At 51.8% G+C, this 18,629-nt stretch carries 15 protein-coding genes; 6 read left to right on the top strand and 9 right to left on the bottom strand.

All coding sequences use genetic code 11. From position 1 onward, the window contains the following. Window positions 1-66: 66 nt before the first annotated feature. From AAER43_RS20610 to AAER43_RS20570, 9 genes are all read right to left on the bottom strand, one after another. Entirely contained in the window at window positions 67-1,968 is a 1,902-nt protein-coding gene (locus tag AAER43_RS20610; protein ID WP_224955178.1) for a M60 family metallopeptidase, read from the bottom strand. Window positions 1,969-2,139: 171 nt separating this feature from the next. Further along, on the bottom strand, window positions 2,140-4,038 hold the full coding sequence (locus AAER43_RS20605) for a M60 family metallopeptidase (protein ID WP_224955179.1): 1,899 nt from the start codon (window positions 4,036-4,038) through the stop codon (window positions 2,140-2,142). Between the two features lie 171 nt (window positions 4,039-4,209). Further along, complete coding sequence (locus AAER43_RS20600) at window positions 4,210-6,111, bottom strand: M60 family metallopeptidase (protein WP_057057989.1); 1,902 nt, start codon at window positions 6,109-6,111, stop codon at window positions 4,210-4,212. 222 nt (window positions 6,112-6,333) lie between these two features. After that, a complete protein-coding gene (gene accC / locus AAER43_RS20595) occupies window positions 6,334-7,683 on the bottom strand; it encodes an acetyl-CoA carboxylase biotin carboxylase subunit (RefSeq protein WP_003860388.1) in 1,350 nt (449 codons plus the stop codon). A gap of 10 nt (window positions 7,684-7,693) precedes the next feature. After that, a complete protein-coding gene (gene accB, locus AAER43_RS20590; protein ID WP_010436174.1) occupies window positions 7,694-8,155 on the bottom strand; it encodes an acetyl-CoA carboxylase biotin carboxyl carrier protein in 462 nt (153 codons plus the stop codon). 21 nt (window positions 8,156-8,176) lie between these two features. Then, on the bottom strand, window positions 8,177-8,629 hold the full coding sequence (gene aroQ / locus AAER43_RS20585; protein WP_023331425.1) for a type II 3-dehydroquinate dehydratase: 453 nt from the start codon (window positions 8,627-8,629) through the stop codon (window positions 8,177-8,179). A gap of 234 nt (window positions 8,630-8,863) precedes the next feature. Continuing rightward, window positions 8,864-9,463 carry a protein-methionine-sulfoxide reductase heme-binding subunit MsrQ gene (gene msrQ / locus AAER43_RS20580; RefSeq protein WP_014885437.1) on the bottom strand — a complete coding sequence of 200 codons (600 nt, stop codon included), beginning with the start codon at window positions 9,461-9,463 and terminating at the stop codon, window positions 8,864-8,866. Further along, on the bottom strand, window positions 9,464-10,465 hold the full coding sequence (msrP, locus tag AAER43_RS20575; RefSeq protein WP_023331424.1) for a protein-methionine-sulfoxide reductase catalytic subunit MsrP: 1,002 nt from the start codon (window positions 10,463-10,465) through the stop codon (window positions 9,464-9,466). Window positions 10,466-10,542: 77 nt separating this feature from the next. Beyond that, window positions 10,543-11,517, bottom strand: coding sequence for an MDR family oxidoreductase (locus tag AAER43_RS20570; protein ID WP_014885435.1), 975 nt, complete (start codon window positions 11,515-11,517; stop codon window positions 10,543-10,545). 182 nt (window positions 11,518-11,699) lie between these two features. Here AAER43_RS20570 and csrD point away from each other — a divergent pair, with 182 nt between their 5' ends. The 6 genes from csrD (at window position 11,700) to rng (ending at window position 18,595) form a co-directional block, all read left to right on the top strand. Then, window positions 11,700-13,640, top strand: coding sequence for an RNase E specificity factor CsrD (gene csrD / locus AAER43_RS20565; RefSeq protein WP_023337866.1), 1,941 nt, complete (start codon window positions 11,700-11,702; stop codon window positions 13,638-13,640). A 282-nt stretch (window positions 13,641-13,922) separates the two neighbouring features. Further along, entirely contained in the window at window positions 13,923-14,966 is a 1,044-nt protein-coding gene (mreB, locus tag AAER43_RS20560; protein WP_000913396.1) for a rod shape-determining protein MreB, read from the top strand. A gap of 61 nt (window positions 14,967-15,027) precedes the next feature. After that, complete coding sequence (gene mreC / locus AAER43_RS20555) at window positions 15,028-16,044, top strand: rod shape-determining protein MreC (protein ID WP_008502850.1); 1,017 nt, start codon at window positions 15,028-15,030, stop codon at window positions 16,042-16,044. Further along, window positions 16,044-16,532 carry a rod shape-determining protein MreD gene (mreD, locus tag AAER43_RS20550; RefSeq protein ID WP_008502849.1) on the top strand — a complete coding sequence of 163 codons (489 nt, stop codon included), beginning with the start codon at window positions 16,044-16,046 and terminating at the stop codon, window positions 16,530-16,532. Before mreC ends, mreD begins: the two co-directional genes overlap by 1 nt. 10 nt (window positions 16,533-16,542) lie before the next feature. Continuing rightward, window positions 16,543-17,136, top strand: a complete 594-nt coding sequence (locus AAER43_RS20545; RefSeq protein ID WP_014885433.1) for a nucleoside triphosphate pyrophosphatase — start codon at window positions 16,543-16,545, stop codon at window positions 17,134-17,136. Next, on the top strand, window positions 17,126-18,595 hold the full coding sequence (rng, locus tag AAER43_RS20540) for a ribonuclease G (RefSeq protein ID WP_014885432.1): 1,470 nt from the start codon (window positions 17,126-17,128) through the stop codon (window positions 18,593-18,595). Before AAER43_RS20545 ends, rng begins: the two co-directional genes overlap by 11 nt. Window positions 18,596-18,629: the final 34 nt, after the last annotated feature.

Below are 18,629 nucleotides of genomic sequence, written 5' to 3'. Positions count from 1 at the left end.
ACGCATTGCAGGGGGGATACCAAATCATTTTCTGCTGCGCCAGAAACTGGCGCAGCAATAAAGTACTTACTTCACAATGGAGAGATCGACATTCACGTTTGCCGTCCAGTCCGTTTTGTGCCAGTCACGCGCAATCAGATGAAGGACACCGGTGTAGCTGCCCTGAGGCAGAAGCGGGTTATCTTCTGCTTTATAAGTGACTCTTAAATGTGCACTTGTTCCTACGGAGCAGTTAACCGCGGTATTAACGGAATGAATATTGCAATCGCCATGGCTGTTCTGGCCACGCAGTTTCACAATGAAGGTTCTGTTACGATTATCGACAACCTGCGCATACAGTGGTGTTTCAACATCCTCAACCCAGACCAGAGAGGTAGGACCTGCTTCAGGTGTGTTGGTTACAAAAGCAATATTGAAATTTTTATCTTCAGCCGGTACTTCAATATTAGCTGGGGAAGAGCCATTCAGGCTACCGGTAAAGGTTTTCTCCACTTTATTCGGCTGAGGTAAATTCAGCGCATTAATCGCTGCAACCGCCTCTGCGGAAAGGGGAATATTCCACTGCTGGAAATACTGATTCAGATTTAAGCCGGCGATTTTACTGGCATTAAGTGTAAACCAGTCGATTTTTTTCTGGCTGCTATTAACCAGGGTTGGGTCATTCTGGTTAACTTCACGGTAAGCTTTCCCCAGGGCCGGGTAAAGCTGTGGCCAGCTCGTCATCAGTTCACCAAAGAAAGACGCCCGGCGGAACACATTTTGTTCTTTAGCAAAATTCCAGGTGTGCCCGGATTTCAGCAGAGTGCCGATAGCTTGTTGATCCCAACCGAATCCGTTAAAGCCTTCATTACTGTGACAGTTCTTGATATCGGTATCGCCGAGCGTGGTGTAACATGCAGCTAAAGAATAAAGGTTGACGGTAACTTCTCCCTGGTCACTCCAGGACCATCCCATCTGGAACTGATGACCGTATTCGTGCCAGTCGAGCCAGCTCGGCGTCTCAGGGATTGAGCTGTCACCACCCACGCCAATCAGCCCTTGCCCGCTATTTGCCCAGCAGCAGCTCTGATAAGAGACGAAGAGCAAACCACGGCTAGGCTGGTGCAACCAGCTCGAGCCATCCAGCCCATCGACTTTGTCATAAGTAATGGTTCGCAGCAGGGACTGGCGGAGAGTCTGCTCTATATTTTTAGTTGCTGAGTTTTGCGCAATTGCCTGACTTGCAACGAAGCGTGTCCTGCCATCAAACATAAAGTGGTAGCCTGATGGCGTTGTGGCCTGTGCCTGCTGGCGCCACTCGGCTCTGTCATTCATACCAAAGATAAAGAGGGGGTGATACGTACCGCCGTTAACAATATCAACGGAGACGAATGTATCAATATTCTCCATTTTTTTGGTTTTATCCTGACACCCAACGATAAGCAGCGCGTTCTGAGAGAAGGTGTAGGTTGTGTCACCGTTTGCATTCAGAAGAAGCTCATTAGCAGGACCGACAATACCTTCGTAGTTAGGATCAACGGCAGCATAACAGGAAACATTTTGCGGAACATCACCGAGACGGAGGGTGACGTTTTCACCCTTGACGCCCCATGTATGCGTTAAGAAGTAATTATTACGTCCCCCGTTGGTGGTTCTGTTCGTGCCATTGCCATGAACTTCGGTGACAGGAATTTGATAGCGACCTTGTTCAGCCTCACCGTAAACTTTTAAAGTACGGTTGAGCCAGAACAGGGGGTTATTGACATTTTGTACATCATAGGTTGATGCATAAGCTGGATTGATTAAATTATTGTAGTCAATACCTAATTCATCGAGTGCTTCAGTAAATCCCGGATTATTTTTCCACTCGTCCCACATCGTTTGGTTAGTAGGGACCGTCTCCGCCGCATAACAAGCGGAAGAAACAGACGCACAGAGTAGTGCTGCGATGGAAAAAGTTTTCTTTATTCCATGTTGAAATATATTCATAGTTAAAATGTCCGTAATTAAACATGAGGTGAAGCTTGTTTAATTACAACATTTAGTAACGGATTATTAAATGTAGAACTAATTAATATTCATTGTAGTGAATCTGATAAATAAGCAAGTTAGGCCGAATCATTTTCTGCTGCGCCAGAAACTGGCGCAGCAATAAAGCACTTACTTCACAATGGAGAGATCGACATTCACGTTTGCCGTCCAGTCCGTGTTGTGCCAGTCATTCGCGATCAGGTGAAGGACACCGGTATAGCTGCCCTGAGGCAGAAGCGGGTTATCTTCTGCTTTATAAGCGACTCTTAAATATGCACTTGTTCCTGAGTTGCAGTTAACCACGCTGTTAACGGAATGGAGGCTGCAACCACCATGGCTGGTTTGCCCACGCAGTTTCACGATGAAACTTCTGTTACGGCTATCGACAACCTGTGCATACAGTGGTGTTTCATTATTCTCTACCCAGACCAGAGACGTTGGGCCAGCCTTAGGCGTGTTGGTCACAAAAGCAACATTCACGGTGTTATCTTCAGCCGGAACTTCAATCGTTATCGGGGAAGAGCCGTTGAGGCTACCGGTAAAGGTTTTCTCCACTTTTTTAGGCTGAGGTAAGTTCAGCGCATTAATCGCTGCAACCGCCTCTGGGGAAAGGGGAATATTCCACTGCTGGAAATACTGGTTCAGATTAACGCCGGCGATTTTACTGGCATTAAGTGTGAACCAGTCGATTTTTTTCTGGTTGCTATTAACCAGGATTGGGTCATTCTGGTTAACTTCACGGTACGCTTTCCCCAGGGCCGGGTAAAGCTGCGGCCAGCTTGTCATCAGTTCACCAAAGAAAGTCGCCCGGCGGAATTGGTTTTCTGTATTGAAATCCCATGTGTGGCCTGATTTCAGCAGTGTTCCGACAGCTTGTTGATCCCAGCTGAAGCCGCTAAGGCCAGAATTACTATGACATTTTTTGATATCTACATCACCGAGCGTGGTATAACACGCCGCGAGGGAATACAGATTAACGGTTATTTCAGTCAGCGAATCCCAGGACCAGGCCATCTGGAAATGGTGACCGTACTCGTGCCAGTCGAGCCAGCTCGGCGTCTCAGGGATTGAGCTGTCACCGCCTATGCCTGTCAGCCCCTGTCCGCCATTTGCCCAACAGCAGGCCTGATAAGTAGCGAAGAGTAAACCACGGCTAGGCTGGTGCAGCCAGCTGGAACCATCCAGACCATCGAGTTTGTCATAAGTGATAGTACGCAGTAGCGACTGGCGGAGAGTCTGCAGTATATTTTTATCCGCTGAGTTTTTCGAGACTGTCTGACTCGCAACAAAGCGTGTCCTGCCATCAAACATAAAGTGGTAGCTTGATGATGTTGTGGCCTGTGCCTGCTGGTGCCACTCGGCCCTGTCATTTATACCAAAGATAAAGAGGGGGTGATATGTGCCGCCGTTAACAATATCAACGGAGACAAATTTATCCACATTCTCCATTTTTTGGGTTTGATCCTGGCAGCCGACGACAAGCAGCGCATCCTGAGAAAACGTGTAGGTTGTCTCACCATTTGCATTAAGAACAAGATCTTTAATAGGGCTACCTATACCCTCGTAGTTTGGATCAATGGCGGCATAGCAGGAAACATTTTGCGGAACATTACCAAGACGGAGGGTGACGCTTTCGTTCTTGACGCCCCACGTATGCGTTAAGAAGAAACTATTACGTCCATGGCTGGTGGTTCTGGCTCGACCATCAGCATGAACTTCGCTGACAGGAATTTGATAGCGTCCTTGTTCGCTTTCACCGTATATTTTCAGGGTACGGTTGAGCCAGAACAGGGGGTTATTTACATTTTGTGCATCATAGGTTGATGCATAAGCTGGATTGATTAAATTATTGTAGTCAATACCTAATTCATCGAGTGCTTCAGTAAATCCAGGATTATTTTTCCACTGGTCCCACATAGTTTGGTTAGTAGAGACCGTCTCCGCCGCATAACAAGCGGAAGAAACAGACGCACAGAGTAGTGCTGCGATGGAAAAAGTTCTCTTTATTCCATGTTGAAATATATTCATAGTAAAAATGTCCGTAATTAAACATGAGGTGAAACTCCTTTAATTACAACATTTAGTAACGGATTATTAAATGTAGAACTAATTAATCTTCATTATAGTGAATCTGATAAATAAGCAGGTTAGGCCAAATCATTGTCTGCTGCGCCAGAAACTGGCGCAGCAATAAAGCACTTACTTCACAATGGAAAGATCGACATTCACGTTTGCCGTCCAGTCCGTGTTGTGCCAGTCACGCGCAATCAGATGAAGAACACCCGTATAGCTGCCCTGAGGCAGATGCGGGTTATCTTCTGCTTTATAAGCGACTCTTAAATATGCGCTTGTTCCTGAGTTGCAGTTAACCGCGGTGTTAACGGAATGAATATTGCAGCCGCCATGGCTGTTCTGGCCACGCAGTTTCACGATGAAGCTTCTGTTACGACTATCGACAACCTGCGCATACAGTGGCGTTTCACCATCCTCAACCCAGACCAGAGAGGTAGGGCCAGCCTTAGGTGTGTTGGTCACAAAAGCAATATTCACAGTGTTATCTTCAGCCGGAACTTCAATGGTAATCGGGGAAGAGCCGTTCAGGCTACTGGTAAAGGTTTTTGTCACTTTGTTCGGCTGAGGTAATTTCAGGGCAGCAATTTGTGAGTCAGCATCAGCGGAATAGCCTAAACCCCAACGTGTAAAGAATTCACGTAAATCATGCCCCGCTGCTTTGCTGGCATTGACCACAAAGAAATCAATTTTTTGTTGATTGGTTGCAACCAGAGATTTGCCTTTACCCTCGTTATAGGTTTCGCGGTAGGCTTTGCCAATATAAGCGAAGAGATCGGGCCACGATGTTTTCAGCTGGGTAAACATCATTAATTTACGGAAGACGTCATTGTCAGTATCAAACTGATGTGTTTCGCCAGCGTTCAGGAAAGAACCGACGGCCTGCTGATCCCAGGAGAAATTGTTGTAATACAGATTTTCGTGACAGGATTTATCCGTGACTTCTCCGCGTAACACACGGCAGGCTGAAACGGACATAATATTATTTGTCACTTCAGTTAACCCGTTCCATGCCCAGGTCATCTGATTTTGATGACCATATTCATGCCAATGACCCCAGCTGGTTTCGGTTGGTAAGCTGTTGCCAAAGCCGATCCCAATACGTCCGGCGCCTCCCTGAGACCAGCAGCAGCTGTTAAAAATACCGAAATTCAAACCGCGCAGAGGCTGATGTAAATACGATGACCCATCAAGCCCGTTAACCCTATCATAGTCCATGACGTAGCTTAATTGTTCGCGCAGCATTTGCAGCACATTGGTATTCAGTGACGCTTTAGCGGTGGAATTATTCACGACATACCGAGAGCGCCCGTCAAACAGGAGTGTTTGCCCGGTCGGTGTACTCTGCTGGCTCAGGGCCTTCCACTCTTCTTTTGTGTTAAGTCCAAAAACAAATAACGGGTGTTTTTTCGCGGTCGTCGATGTGACATCCACACGAACGAGTGTGTTCATATGGCTATAGGTACCACTTTTATCCCAGCAGGCCAGCAGCATTAATCCATTTTCACTCAGGGTATATTGCGTTGAGTGATTGGCATTTAACTGCACCTGATATTTAGTGGTGATTGTACCGCTGTATTGATTTTCCAGTCCTGCGTAGCAGACCACATCATCGGGTTGGGAAGAGGTGGTCAATGTGAACGTATCACCCTGTTCACCATAATAATAGGTATTAAAATAGGGATTGCGACCTGTGAAGCCTGTTCTGGCACGAGCTTCATCATGATCTTCAATGGCTGGAATATAATAAATGTCTTTGTCAGCATCACCATAAATTTGCATGGTGCGCTTTTGCCAGTAGAGAACATCAGCCGGGTCGGCTGAACGGGTGAGGGTTTTTTGTGGATCTTCAGATAACAGTTGATAACTCATACCGAGTTCATCCAGAGCTTCATTGAAGGCCTGGTTATCCTGCCATCTTTCCCACCAGTTGGCCGTGGTTTCAGCGTATAAAGGCAAAGACGTTACCGATGCACATAACAGCGCAGCAGCAACACATTTTTTCTGTATGCCACTCTTCAGTATATTCATAAAAGATATGTCCGTTATCGAAAAAAATATTAAGAAAAACGGACTCATTACACCACTTCGTAATATCGTTAAGAATTCAGGAATAATTAAAATTAAATGTAGAAAAAATGATGATATTGAATATTTCTAGGTTGGGTTGGGGATATAGTGACGGTGAATAGTTTAGAGGGGAAACAAGGACGAAAAAAATAAACACGCCTGATAAACAGGCGTGTTTTTAGATTACTTCTCGTTGAGGCCGAGTTTCTTCTCAAGATAGTGGATGTTAGTTCCACCATTCTGGAAGTGCTCGTCGCTCATGATGCGCATCTGGAGATCAACGTTGGTTTTAATACCGTCGATGATCAACTCCTGCAGGGCGTTCTTCATGCGGGCAATCGCCACGTCACGGTTTTCGCCGTAGCAGATGAGCTTGCCGATCATTGAGTCATAGTACGGCGGTACGGTGTAACCGGCGTAGATATGAGACTCCCAACGCACACCAAAGCCACCCGGCGCGTGGAAACGCGTGATTTTACCCGGGCTTGGCAGGAAGGTGTTCGGGTCTTCGGCGTTGATACGGCATTCAACCGCATGGCCTTTCACCACGACTTCTTCCTGCTTGATGGACAACGGCTGACCCGCAGCGATACGCAGCTGTTCTTTGATCAGGTCAACGCCGGTGATCATTTCGGTAACCGGGTGTTCAACCTGAATACGGGTGTTCATCTCGATGAAGTAGAACTCGCCGTTTTCGAACAGGAACTCAAAAGTACCCGCCCCGCGATAGCCGATATCGACACACGCCTTGGCGCAACGCTCACCGATGTAGCGACGCAGTTCCGGGGTAATGCCCGGCGCAGGTGCTTCTTCGACGACTTTCTGGTGACGACGCTGCATGGAGCAGTCACGTTCTGCCAGATAGATCGCGTTACCCTGACCGTCAGCCAACACCTGAATTTCGATGTGGCGTGGGTTTTCCAGGTATTTTTCCATGTACACCATGTCATTGCTGAAAGCCGCTTTCGCTTCCGCTTTGGTCATGGAGATGGACTGCGCCAGTTCAGCATCGCTGCGTACTACGCGCATACCGCGACCGCCGCCACCGCCGGACGCCTTGATGATAACCGGGTAGCCAATGCGTTTAGCATGAGCACGGTTAGCATCCATGTCGTCGGTCAGAGGGCCGTCAGAGCCTGGTACGGTTGGCACACCGGCTTTTTTCATCGCGGTGATCGCAGACACTTTGTCGCCCATCAGGCGGATAGTGTCGGCTTTCGGGCCGATGAAGATAAAGCCAGAGCGTTCAACCTGCTCAGCAAAGTTGGCGTTCTCAGAGAGGAAGCCATAACCCGGATGAATTGCCACCGCGCCGGTGATTTCAGCGGCGCTGATGATAGCCGGGATGTTCAGATAGCTTTTTACGGACGGAGCCGGGCCAATACAGACCGTCTCATCCGCCAGCAATACGTGTTTTAAATCGCGATCCGCACTTGAGTGCACCGCGACGGTCTTGATGCCCAGTTCTTTACAGGCACGAAGAATACGCAGTGCAATCTCGCCGCGGTTGGCGATAACAATTTTATCCAGCATGTTCGCCTCGTTACTCGATGACGACCAGCGGCTCGTCAAATTCAACCGGCTGACCACTTTCGACCAGAATCGCTTTCACAGTACCTGATTTGTCTGCTTCGATCTGGTTCATCATTTTCATCGCTTCAACGATGCACAGGGTATCGCCTACGTTGACTTTCTGACCCACTTCGATGAACGCCTTCGCGTCCGGGCTCGGGGTGCGGTAGAAAGTACCAACCATTGGGGAACGTACGATGTGACCACTGATTTCTGCTGCAGCGGCAGGTGCGGCTTCAGCTGCTGGTGCAACGGCTGCGGAGAGCGCAGGCTGCTGCACTGGCGCAGCGTAAGCCTGCTGCATTACCGGGAAGCTAGCGGCTGGGGCTGCACGGCTGATGCGTACAGACTCTTCGCCTTCAGAAATTTCCAGTTCGGAGATGCCTGATTCTTCAACCAGCTCGATCAGTTTTTTAATCTTACGAATATCCATGAGTGGGTTCCGTACTCTTGTTTAGTGTGATTGTGACAAGCGTTTTACCGCTGTCTGTAAAGCGTATGAATAACCGTCAGCGCCCAGTCCGCAGATAACGCCAGTAGCGATATCCGACAGATACGAATGGTGGCGGAACGGCTCTCGGGCGTGCACGTTACTCAGGTGGATCTCGATAAACGGGATACTCACCGCGAGCAGTGCGTCGCGGATAGCAACACTGGTGTGCGTAAACGCGGCCGGATTGATCAGGATATAGTCCACATTGTCTTTAGCCTGATGAATACGGTCGATGATTGCGTACTCCGCGTTTGACTGAAAATGATCCAAATCCACATTCAGCGACGCTGCTTCCGTGCTCAGACGGTTAACAATTTCGCTCAATGTTAGCGTGCCGTACTTCTCTGGCTCACGGGTACCGAGCATGTTCAGGTTCGGTCCGTTCAATACTAAGATATGGAACTTGTCAGTCATTATGCCGCTATCTCCTGCGATTTTCGGGTAAAAAACAAAATATACCGTCGAATCGCAAATGTCACCTTTTCAGAGGCCAAAAACCACTGTCAGGCGAACCAAGGTCGCACATTATAACGATTTCGTAGCATTTGGCAGCTAAATACTGGTCTTATCAGGGAAGATTATCAACCGCAATCCAAAAAAGATTTGCGGTTGAGGGGCAATCTGCGGGAAAACGCACAGTTTCGCGAACTATCGCAACCACTGGCGGAACTTCTTGTAACGCCATGCTAAAAGCGCCACTGCCGCCAGCGCATACAGGACTGGCTGCGGGGAGAGGATCTTCACCGACCACAGATAATGAATGGGGGCGAGGATCGCGACAAGATAGACGAAGTTGTGCAGTAACTGCCAGCGTCTGCCCAGCTTTCGCTGCGCATATTGCGTGGACGTCAGCGCTAACGCCAGTAAAACCAGCCAGCTTACGATACCCAGCGTCAGATAAGGGCGTGTCACCAGCTCTCGGCCAAGCAGTGTCAGATTGTTAATTCCCAGTTCCAGCAGGGCGTAGCTGGTAAGGTGCAGCGTCGCCCAGGCAAAACACCATAGCCCCAAAAGCCGACGGGTACGTATCAATAATGGCTGTTTAGCGTAGCGCGCCAGCGGCGAGACGAGCAAGGTTGCCAGTAAAAATTTCAGAGCCATCCGACCCGTAAAATGCTGGATATCCTTTGCCGGATCGGCGCTAAAGAGGCCCTGACTGGCGGCCCAGAACAACCAGATAAAAGGAAGTATTCCGGCTAAATGCAGCAGCACTTTCAGCCAGGTAATCTGCTTTGCCGTTAAACGCACTCAGAAGTTCTCCCGTAAATTAAGGCCACGGTAAAGCGAAGCCACTTCATCCGCATACCCGTTAAACAATAGCGTGGGCTGACGCTTAACGTCCAGCGCACCACCCGCGCCAATAAAGCGCTCAGTCGCCTGCGACCAGCGGGGATGATCCACATGCGGATTCACATTCGCGAAGAAACCGTATTCACCCGGTGCTGCCAGGTTCCAGGTCGTTGGCGGACGCTCGCGGGTCAGCTTAATGCTGACGATAGACTTAATTCCTTTGAAGCCGTATTTCCACGGTACGGTTAACCGAATGGGGGCGCCGTTTTGAGGAGGAAGCGCCTTGCCGTATACGCCAACGGTCAGCAGGGTAAGGGGATGCATGGCTTCGTCGAGGCGTAGCCCTTCAACGTACGGATAGTCCAGTCCACCGCCGATAAACCGATCTTTCTGGCCCGGCATCTCGTCCGGAGCGTAGCGCGTCTGGAAGGCGACATATTTTGCATTGCTGGTGGGCTCAACCAACGCCAGCAGCTTATGCAGCGGGAAGCCGACCCAGGGTACCACCATCGACCAGGCTTCCACGCAGCGCATGCGATAGATGCGCTCTTCGAGCGGGAAGCGGGTGGTCAGATCGTGGTGGTCGAGCGTCAGGGGTTTTGCCACCTCGCCGTCAATTTTCAACGTCCACGGATCGGTTTTCATGCTGCCTGCATTGGCGGCAGGATCGGCTTTATCCAGACCAAATTCGTAAAAGTTGTTGTAGCCGGTGACTTTGTCTTCAGGGGTGAGCGTCAGTTTGTTTTGCCACTCGGCGGGTTTCGTAAACGTAAGCGGGGCCCCGGAAGGCGCCTTAGGGCGATCGTTACCTTTAAACCAGTCGAGCAGGTCGGCATGTGCCGCAGGGGAGAGCGTCAGTGCAGTGGCGCTGATGCCAAGCATTTTCAGGATCTGGCGGCGCTGTAACATAAAGACAGACTCGGACGTTACGTCGGCTTCCGTCAGTTTTCGGTTTTTCATGGCATCCTCCGTCATGCGTTTTTCTAAGCATGACGGAGGAGAGCGCTTCACGCGAATATGTCACGAAAATTTGAAGATTAGGCGATTTTCACCAGCGCGCGACCGTGGAACTGGTTATCCATGATTTTACTGGCATAGTCTGGCGCCTGGCTGAGGCTTATCTCCGTTGCGCTCTGGGTAAAGAACGATTCCGGCAGATCGCGTACCAGACGTTCCCAGGCGTCCGTGCGGCGAGCCGCTGGCGTCATCACGGAGTCCACGCCCTGCAGGCGAACGTTACGCAAAATAAACGGCATGACGGTAGTTGGCAGGGCAAAGCCGCCCGCCAGACCGCAGGCTGCCACGCAGCCGCCGTAGTTCATCTGCGCCAGGACCTTCGCCAGCACTTTATCGCCGACGGTATCTACCGCGCCCGCCCAGACCTGTTTTTCCAGTGGACGGGTTTCGGCGAATTCATCGCGGCCAAGAATGCGGCTGGCACCGAGCTGGCGAAGATAATCATGCGTACTTTCCCGGCCGGAAACCGCCGTGACCTGGTAACCCAGTTTGTGCAGCAACGTTACCGCCGTGCTCCCCACGCCACCGCTGGCGCCGGTCACGACAATGTCACCCGACTCAGGGCGAACCCCCGCCTCTTCCAGCGCCATCACGCACAGCATGGCGGTAAAGCCTGCGGTGCCGATGATCATCGCTTTGCGACCATCCATGCCTTTCGGCATCGGCACCAGCCAGTCGCCTTTTACGCGCGCCTGTGTTGCCAGCCCGCCCCAGTGATTTTCACCCACACCCCAGCCGGTGAGCAGCACGTGCTGGCCCGCATGGAAGCGAGGGTCTTCGCTGCTGTGGACCCGGCCAGCAAAATCAATACCCGGCACCATAGGGAAATTTCGGATGATTTTACCCTTACCGGTGATCGCCAGTGCATCTTTGTAATTTAAACTGGACCAGTCGATGTCGACGGTGACGTCGCCTTCCGGCAGACGGCTCTCTTCTACGGCCTGTACTGAGGCAAGCGTTTTGCCGTCCTGCTGTTCTAAGATCAAAGCCTGCATACGGGGTCCTCACGACTCAGATGATTGGAAAATAATTTCTGAAGACTATACTCGCTCAGGGTAATTCAATGCCGATTTAACGCAATAAATTGCCAGATACGCCCGATTTGGTAGTATGCCGCATTTGAAATGCAAGTTAGCGCTTACTCGCTACCCCCTCAACCCACGGAGTAATCTCAAGGATGCGATTAACGACGAAGTTCTCGGCTTTTATCACCTTGCTAACGGGGCTGACCATCTTTGTCACGCTTCTGGGTTGCTCTTTGAGCTTTTATAACGCCATTCAGGACAAACTGGTCAACCGGGTGCAGTCTGTTGCGTCGGTCATTGATACGCGTCTGCTGACCACGCCACTCCCGTCGCTCTCCCGGGAACTGGATGAGTTGATGGTGCCGGTTGATATTATTCGGATCGATATTCAGCAGGGAAAGCATCAGGTTTTAAGCCATGAACGGCAGGGAAGTTATCGCCCTGCGGGCGTAGTGAGTCAGTACCGGGAAGTAACGGTGCACTCCCTTAAAAACCCGGGTATGACCATTCACATGGTCTATCTCGATCCGATGGCCAGCTATTTCCGTTCTATGATGACCACCGCGCCGCTCACGATCGCGGTTGCATTCATTATTCTGCTCATTTTTCTCGCGGTTCGCTGGTTGCGCCGCCAGCTCTCAGGGCAGGAACTGCTGGAAATCCGCTCCGTCCGCATCCTGAACGGTGAGCGCGGCCCGCAGGTGCGCGGCTCTGTTCATGAATGGCCGTCACGCACCAGCAGTGCGCTGGATACGTTGCTCTCAGAAATTCAGTTTGCCAGCGACCAGCGCAGCCGTATGGATACGCTGATCCGCTCTTATGCCGCGCAGGATAATAAAACCGGCCTTAACAACCGCCTTTTCTTTGATAATCAACTGGCCACGCTGCTCGACGATTCGGAAAAAGTGGGCACTCACGGCGTGGTGATGATGATTCGCCTGCCCGATTTCGATCTGCTGCGCGACACATGGGGGCAGCGGGCCGCGGAAGAAAATCTCTTTACGCTGATCAACCTGCTCTCCACCTTTATCATGCGCTACCCGGGGGCACTGTTGGCCCGCTATCACCGTAGCGACTTTGCCGTGTTATTGCCGCATCGCACGCTAAAAGAGTCGGAAAGCATTGCCAGCCAGCTGCTGAAGGCGGTAGACGCGCTGCCCCAGAGTAAAATGCTCGACCGCGACGACATGGTGCATATGGGGATCTGCGCCTGGCGTGGCGGTCAGTCGACGGAGCAGGTGATGGAGCATGCGGAATCGGCTACCCGCAACGCCGTGTTGCAGGGGGCGAACGGATGGGCCGTTTACGATGACTCGTTACCGGAAAAAGGGCGTGGAAACGTGCGCTGGCGTACGTTGATTGAGCAAATGCTGAGCCGCGGTGGGCCACGCATTTATCAAAAACCGGCGGTCATGAAAAACGGCTATGTCCATCATCGCGAACTGATGTGCCGTATTTTTGACGGTACGGAAGAGGTTATTTCTGCGGAATATCTGCCAATGGTGCTGCAATTTGGGCTGTCTGAAGAGTATGACCGCCAGCAAATTTCCCGCCTGATCCCATTTTTATCTTTCTGGCCGGAAGAAAGTCTGGCGTTACAGGTCACCGTTGAGTCGTTAATACGCCCGCGTTTTCAGCGCTGGCTGCGTGATACATTAATGCAATGCGAAAAATCGCAACGCAAACGCATTATTTTTGAACTTGCTGAGGCGGATGTGGGTCAACACATCAGCCGGTTACGTCCGGTGGTTCGTTTGATCAACGCGCTCGGTGCGCGTGTGGCGGTGACACAAGCTGGTTTAACGCTGGTCAGTACCGACTGGATCAAGGAACTGGATGTGGAGCTATTAAAGCTGCATCCGGGGCTGGTAAGAAATATTGAAAAGCGCACGGAAAACCAGCTGCTGGTTCAGAGTCTGGTTGAAGCGTGTAAAGGAACCCGAACACAAGTCTTTGCCGCGGGCGTGCGCTCCAGGGGCGAATGGCAGATGTTAACAGAGCGCGGTGTCATGGGCGGTCAGGGCGATTTTTTTGCCGCCTCTCAACCGCTTGACACCAACGTGAAAAAATATTTGCAAAGATACTCTGTTTGACCTGCCGTTTACGTTGTTTTCACGTAGAATATCGCGCCTGTAGCTTTGAGTATGTCGAGCAAAAAGCCAGTGAACGACCTTTAACGGGTTACAAAGGTCAGTAAGGAATGCTGCTGTTGACTCAGCCCTGAGGGAGTCAGGGATCAATTTTGTAACATCAGGAAACGTACTGCACAAATTTTCACCGTTGCAGATGATTTTTGCGCCTTGTCGCTGCTGCGTGTGGTTGGTAAAGTAAGCGGATTTTGTTTTCCGCCCCAGCTTTCAGGATTATCCCTTAGTATGTTGAAAAAATTTCGTGGCATGTTTTCCAATGACCTGTCCATTGACCTGGGTACCGCGAATACCCTTATTTACGTAAAAGGACAAGGCATCGTATTGAATGAGCCTTCTGTTGTGGCCATTCGTCAGGATCGTGCAGGCTCGCCGAAAAGCGTCGCCGCAGTGGGTCATGACGCGAAGCAGATGCTGGGTCGTACCCCTGGCAACATCGCCGCAATTCGCCCAATGAAAGACGGCGTTATCGCTGACTTCTTCGTGACTGAAAAAATGCTTCAGCACTTCATCAAGCAGGTTCACAGCAATAGCTTCATGCGTCCAAGCCCGCGTGTTCTGGTGTGTGTGCCGGTTGGCGCAACCCAGGTAGAGCGTCGCGCAATCCGTGAATCTGCTCAGGGTGCGGGTGCTCGTGAAGTGTTCCTGATTGAAGAGCCAATGGCGGCGGCAATCGGTGCAGGTCTGCCTGTGTCTGAAGCAACCGGTTCAATGGTGGTGGATATCGGTGGTGGTACCACAGAAGTGGCCGTTATCTCTCTGAACGGTGTGGTGTACTCCTCCTCCGTACGTATCGGTGGTGACCGCTTCGATGAAGCCATCATTAATTACGTGCGCCGTAACTACGGCTCTCTGATCGGTGAAGCGACCGCAGAGCGTATCAAACACGAAATCGGCTCTGCTTATCCGGGCGATGAAGTGCGTGAGATCGAAGTGCGTGGTCGTAACCTGGCGGAAGGTGTGCCACGCGGCTTTACCCTGAACTCCAACGAAATTCTGGAAGCGCTGCAGGAACCGCTGACTGGCATCGTGAGCGCGGTAATGGTTGCGCTGGAACAGTGCCCACCAGAACTGGCGTCCGATATCTCCGAGCGCGGTATGGTTCTGACCGGTGGTGGTGCGCTGCTGCGTAACCTCGACCGCCTGTTAATGGAAGAGACAGGTATTCCTGTCGTAGTTGCAGAAGATCCACTGACTTGCGTCGCCCGTGGTGGTGGCAAGGCGCTGGAAATGATCGACATGCACGGCGGCGACTTGTTCAGCGAAGAGTAGTCATTGTGAAAGGGTAGCGAATCGCTACCCTTTCTCTCTGACACGAGAATACGCATAGCCTATGAAGCCAATTTTTAGCCGTGGCCCATCGCTACAGTTTCGCCTTATTCTGGCGGTTCTGGTTGCGCTTGGCGTCATTATTGCCGATAGCCGCCTCGGTACGTTCAGCCAGATCAGAACGTACATGGATACCGCCGTCAGTCCTTTCTACTTTATATCAAATGGTCCCCGTGAACTGCTCGACTCCGTTTCTCAAACGCTGTCTTCACGAGACCAGCTCGAACTTGAAAACCGGGCATTACGCCAGGAACTGCTGCTGAAAAACAGCGAACTGCTGATGCTGGGGCAATATAAGCAGGAAAACGCGCGTCTGCGTGAACTGCTCGGCTCGCCGCTGCGTCAGGATGAGCAGAAGATGGTCACCCAGGTGATCTCCACCGTGAACGATCCTTACAGCGATCAGGTTGTGATCGACAAAGGGAGTGTGAACGGTGTGTATGAAGGCCAGCCCGTAATCAGTGATAAAGGCGTAGTGGGGCAGGTTGTTGCCGTCGCCAAGCTGACCAGCCGCGTGCTGCTGATTTGCGATGCCACGCATGCGCTGCCTATCCAGGTCCTGCGTAACGATATCCGCGTGATTGCGGCCGGTAACGGCTGTACGGACGATCTGCAGCTGGAGCACCTGCCTGCGAACACGGACATCCGTGTCGGTGATGTCCTGGTGACTTCCGGTTTGGGTGGACGCTTCCCTGAGGGTTACCCGGTTGCGGTGGTCTCTTCCGTGAAGCTCGATACTCAACGTGCGTACACCGTCATTCAGGCTCGTCCGACTGCGGGTTTACAGCGTCTGCGCTACCTGCTGCTGCTCTGGGGTGCCGATCGTAATGGCACGAATCCGATGACGCCTGAAGAGGTGCACCGTGTCGCAAACGAACGCCTGATGCAGATGATGCCGCAGGTTCTTCCGCCTGCGGACTCCATGGGGCCACCTGCGCCAGTGCCCGCGCCGGCAACCGGGTTAACGCAGCCGCTGCCAGATGCGCCGCCACCGCCTAAACTCTCTTCGGGAGGGCAGTAGTGGCAAGTTATCGTAGCCAGGGACGCTGGGTCATCTGGCTCTCGTTCCTCATTGCACTGTTGCTGCAGATTATGCCCTGGCCGGATAACATTCTCGTTTTCCGGCCAAACTGGGTCTTGCTCATTTTACTTTACTGGATCCTTGCCCTGCCGCACCGCGTAAATGTCGGCACGGGTTTTGTTATGGGTGCCATACTGGATCTCATTAGTGGCTCTACGCTGGGCGTTCGCGCCCTGTCCATGAGCATTATTGCGTACCTCGTCGCACTGAAATTCCAGCTCTTTCGTAACCTCGCGCTCTGGCAACAGGCCCTGGTCGTGATGTTGTTGTCGCTTGCTGCGGATATCGTTGTTTTCTGGGCAGAGTTTTTAGTGATCAACGTCTCTTTCCGACCGGAAGTGTTCTGGAGTAGTGTAGTAAACGGTGTGCTCTGGCCGTGGCTGTTCCTGCTGATGCGTAAGGTTCGCCAGCAGTTTGCCGTGCAATAAAAAGGTTTCTATGACGTCTTTGTATCTCGCTTCCGGTTCCCCGCGCCGTCAGGAACTCCTGACCCAGTTAGGGGTATCTTTTGAACGCATTGTGACCGGCATTGAAGAAAAACGTGCTGAGGGCGAAAGTGCGCAGCAATACGTCTCTCGCCTGGCGCGCGAGAAAGCGCAGGCGGGCGTGGCGTTAGTGCCCCGCGATCTGCCGGTGCTGGGAGCAGATACCATCGTTATCCTTAATGGTGAAGTGCTTGAGAAACCGCACGATACCGAACATGCGGCGCGTATGCTGCGCAAAATGTCCGGGCAAACGCATCAGGTAATGACGGCGGTCGCGCTGGCGGATAGCCAGCACGTGCTGGATTGTCTGGTGGTAACCGATGTCACGTTCAGAGTACTTACCGACGACGAGATCGCCGCTTATATTGCCAGCGGTGAACCGATGGATAAAGCAGGTGCATACGGTATTCAGGGGCTGGGTGGCTGTTTTGTCAGGAAGATTCATGGCAGCTATCACGCCGTAGTCGGCTTACCGCTGGTGGAAACGTATGAGTTGCTGAGCAATTTTAACTCACTGCGTGAGGGAAGGGATAATTATGACGGCTGAATTGTTGGTAAACGTAACGCCATCGGAAACCCGTGTGGCCTATATTGACGGTGGCATTCTTCAGGAAATTCATATTGAGCGTGAAGCGCGGCGCGGAATAGTAGGCAATATCTACAAAGGTCGTGTCAGTCGTGTACTGCCGGGTATGCAGGCGGCTTTTGTAGATATTGGTCTGGATAAGGCGGCATTTTTACATGCCTCCGATATCATGCCGCACACCGAGTGCGTTGCGGGCGAAGAGCAAAAGCAATTTGCCGTGCGCGATATTTCCGAACTGGTGCGTCAGGGCCAGGACTTAATGGTGCAGGTGGTGAAAGATCCCCTGGGCACCAAAGGCGCCCGTCTGACCACCGACATCACCTTACCCTCCCGTTATCTGGTCTTTATGCCCGGCGCGTCACACGTTGGCGTTTCGCAGCGCATTGAGAGCGAAAGCGAGCGCGAGCGTCTGAAGAAAGTGGTCAGCGCCTACTGCGATGAACAGGGCGGGTTTATTATCCGCACCGCCGCGGAAGGGATCAGCGAAGACGATCTGGCATCCGATGCCGCATACCTTAAGCGCGTCTGGACCAAAGTGATGGAGCGTAAAAAACGCAACCAGACCCGCTACCAGCTTTACGGTGAGCTGGCGCTGGCTCAGCGCGTTCTGCGTGACTTTGCCGATGCGCAGCTCGACCGCATTCGCGTGGACTCTCGCCTGACGTATGAAGCGCTGCTGGAATTTACCGCTGAATACATCCCGGAAATGCCGGGCCTGCTGGAGCACTACACCGGGCGTCAGCCTATCTTCGATCTCTATGATGTCGAAAACGAGATCCAGCGTGCCCTGGAGCGTAAGGTTGAGCTCAAGTCCGGCGGGTATCTGATTATCGATCAGACCGAAGCGATGACCACCGTCGATATCAACACCGGCGCGTTTGTTGGCCATCGCAACCTCGATGACACCATCTTCAACACCAACATTGAAGCCACGCAGGCGATTGCCCGCCAGCTGCGTCTGCGCAATCTCGGCGGCATTATCATCATCGACTTCATCGATATGAGTAATGAAGATCACCGCCGCCGCGTGCTGCATTCACTGGAGCAGGCGCTGAGTAAGGATCGCGTGAAAACCAGCATTAACGGTTTCTCACAGCTGGGGCTGGTGGAAATGACGCGTAAGCGCACCCGAGAAAGCGTTGAGCATGTGCTGTGTAATGAATGCCCAACCTGCCATGGACGCGGAACGGTAAAGACGGTTGAGACCGTCTGCTACGAAATTATGCGTGAAATCGTCCGAGTTCATCACGCCTACGACTCCGACCGTTTTCTGGTCTATGCTTCCCCTGCGGTGGCGGAAGCGTTGAAAGGCGAAGAGTCGCACGCGCTGGCGGAAGTGGAAATCTTTGTCGGCAAACAGGTAAAAGTACAAATTGAACCGCTCTATAACCAGGAGCAGTTTGACGTTGTGATGATGTAAAACGCAGTACGCTGCGTGACGAAAGCTGACAAGG

This window comes from Enterobacter sp. FUJ80071, assembly GCF_038739915.1.
Taxonomy (GTDB): domain Bacteria; phylum Pseudomonadota; class Gammaproteobacteria; order Enterobacterales; family Enterobacteriaceae; genus Enterobacter; species Enterobacter kobei.
Note: the sequence above shows the minus strand (reverse complement) of the source record. Positions and strands in the feature narration are given on the sequence as shown.

Coding starts and splice junctions, on each gene's coding strand:
- AAER43_RS20610 (WP_224955178.1), bottom strand. CDS start 1,968: ATGAATATATTTCAACATGGAATAAAGAAAACTTTTTCCATCGCAGCA.
- AAER43_RS20605 (WP_224955179.1), bottom strand. CDS start 4,038: ATGAATATATTTCAACATGGAATAAAGAGAACTTTTTCCATCGCAGCA.
- AAER43_RS20600 (WP_057057989.1), bottom strand. CDS start 6,111: ATGAATATACTGAAGAGTGGCATACAGAAAAAATGTGTTGCTGCTGCG.
- accC (WP_003860388.1), bottom strand. CDS start 7,683: ATGCTGGATAAAATTGTTATCGCCAACCGCGGCGAGATTGCACTGCGT.
- accB (WP_010436174.1), bottom strand. CDS start 8,155: ATGGATATTCGTAAGATTAAAAAACTGATCGAGCTGGTTGAAGAATCA.
- aroQ (WP_023331425.1), bottom strand. CDS start 8,629: ATGACTGACAAGTTCCATATCTTAGTATTGAACGGACCGAACCTGAAC.
- msrP (WP_023331424.1), bottom strand. CDS start 10,465: ATGAAAAACCGAAAACTGACGGAAGCCGACGTAACGTCCGAGTCTGTC.
- AAER43_RS20570 (WP_014885435.1), bottom strand. CDS start 11,517: ATGCAGGCTTTGATCTTAGAACAGCAGGACGGCAAAACGCTTGCCTCA.
- csrD (WP_023337866.1), top strand. CDS start 11,700: ATGCGATTAACGACGAAGTTCTCGGCTTTTATCACCTTGCTAACGGGG.
- mreB (WP_000913396.1), top strand. CDS start 13,923: ATGTTGAAAAAATTTCGTGGCATGTTTTCCAATGACCTGTCCATTGAC.
- mreC (WP_008502850.1), top strand. CDS start 15,028: ATGAAGCCAATTTTTAGCCGTGGCCCATCGCTACAGTTTCGCCTTATT.
- AAER43_RS20545 (WP_014885433.1), top strand. CDS start 16,543: ATGACGTCTTTGTATCTCGCTTCCGGTTCCCCGCGCCGTCAGGAACTC.
- rng (WP_014885432.1), top strand. CDS start 17,126: ATGACGGCTGAATTGTTGGTAAACGTAACGCCATCGGAAACCCGTGTG.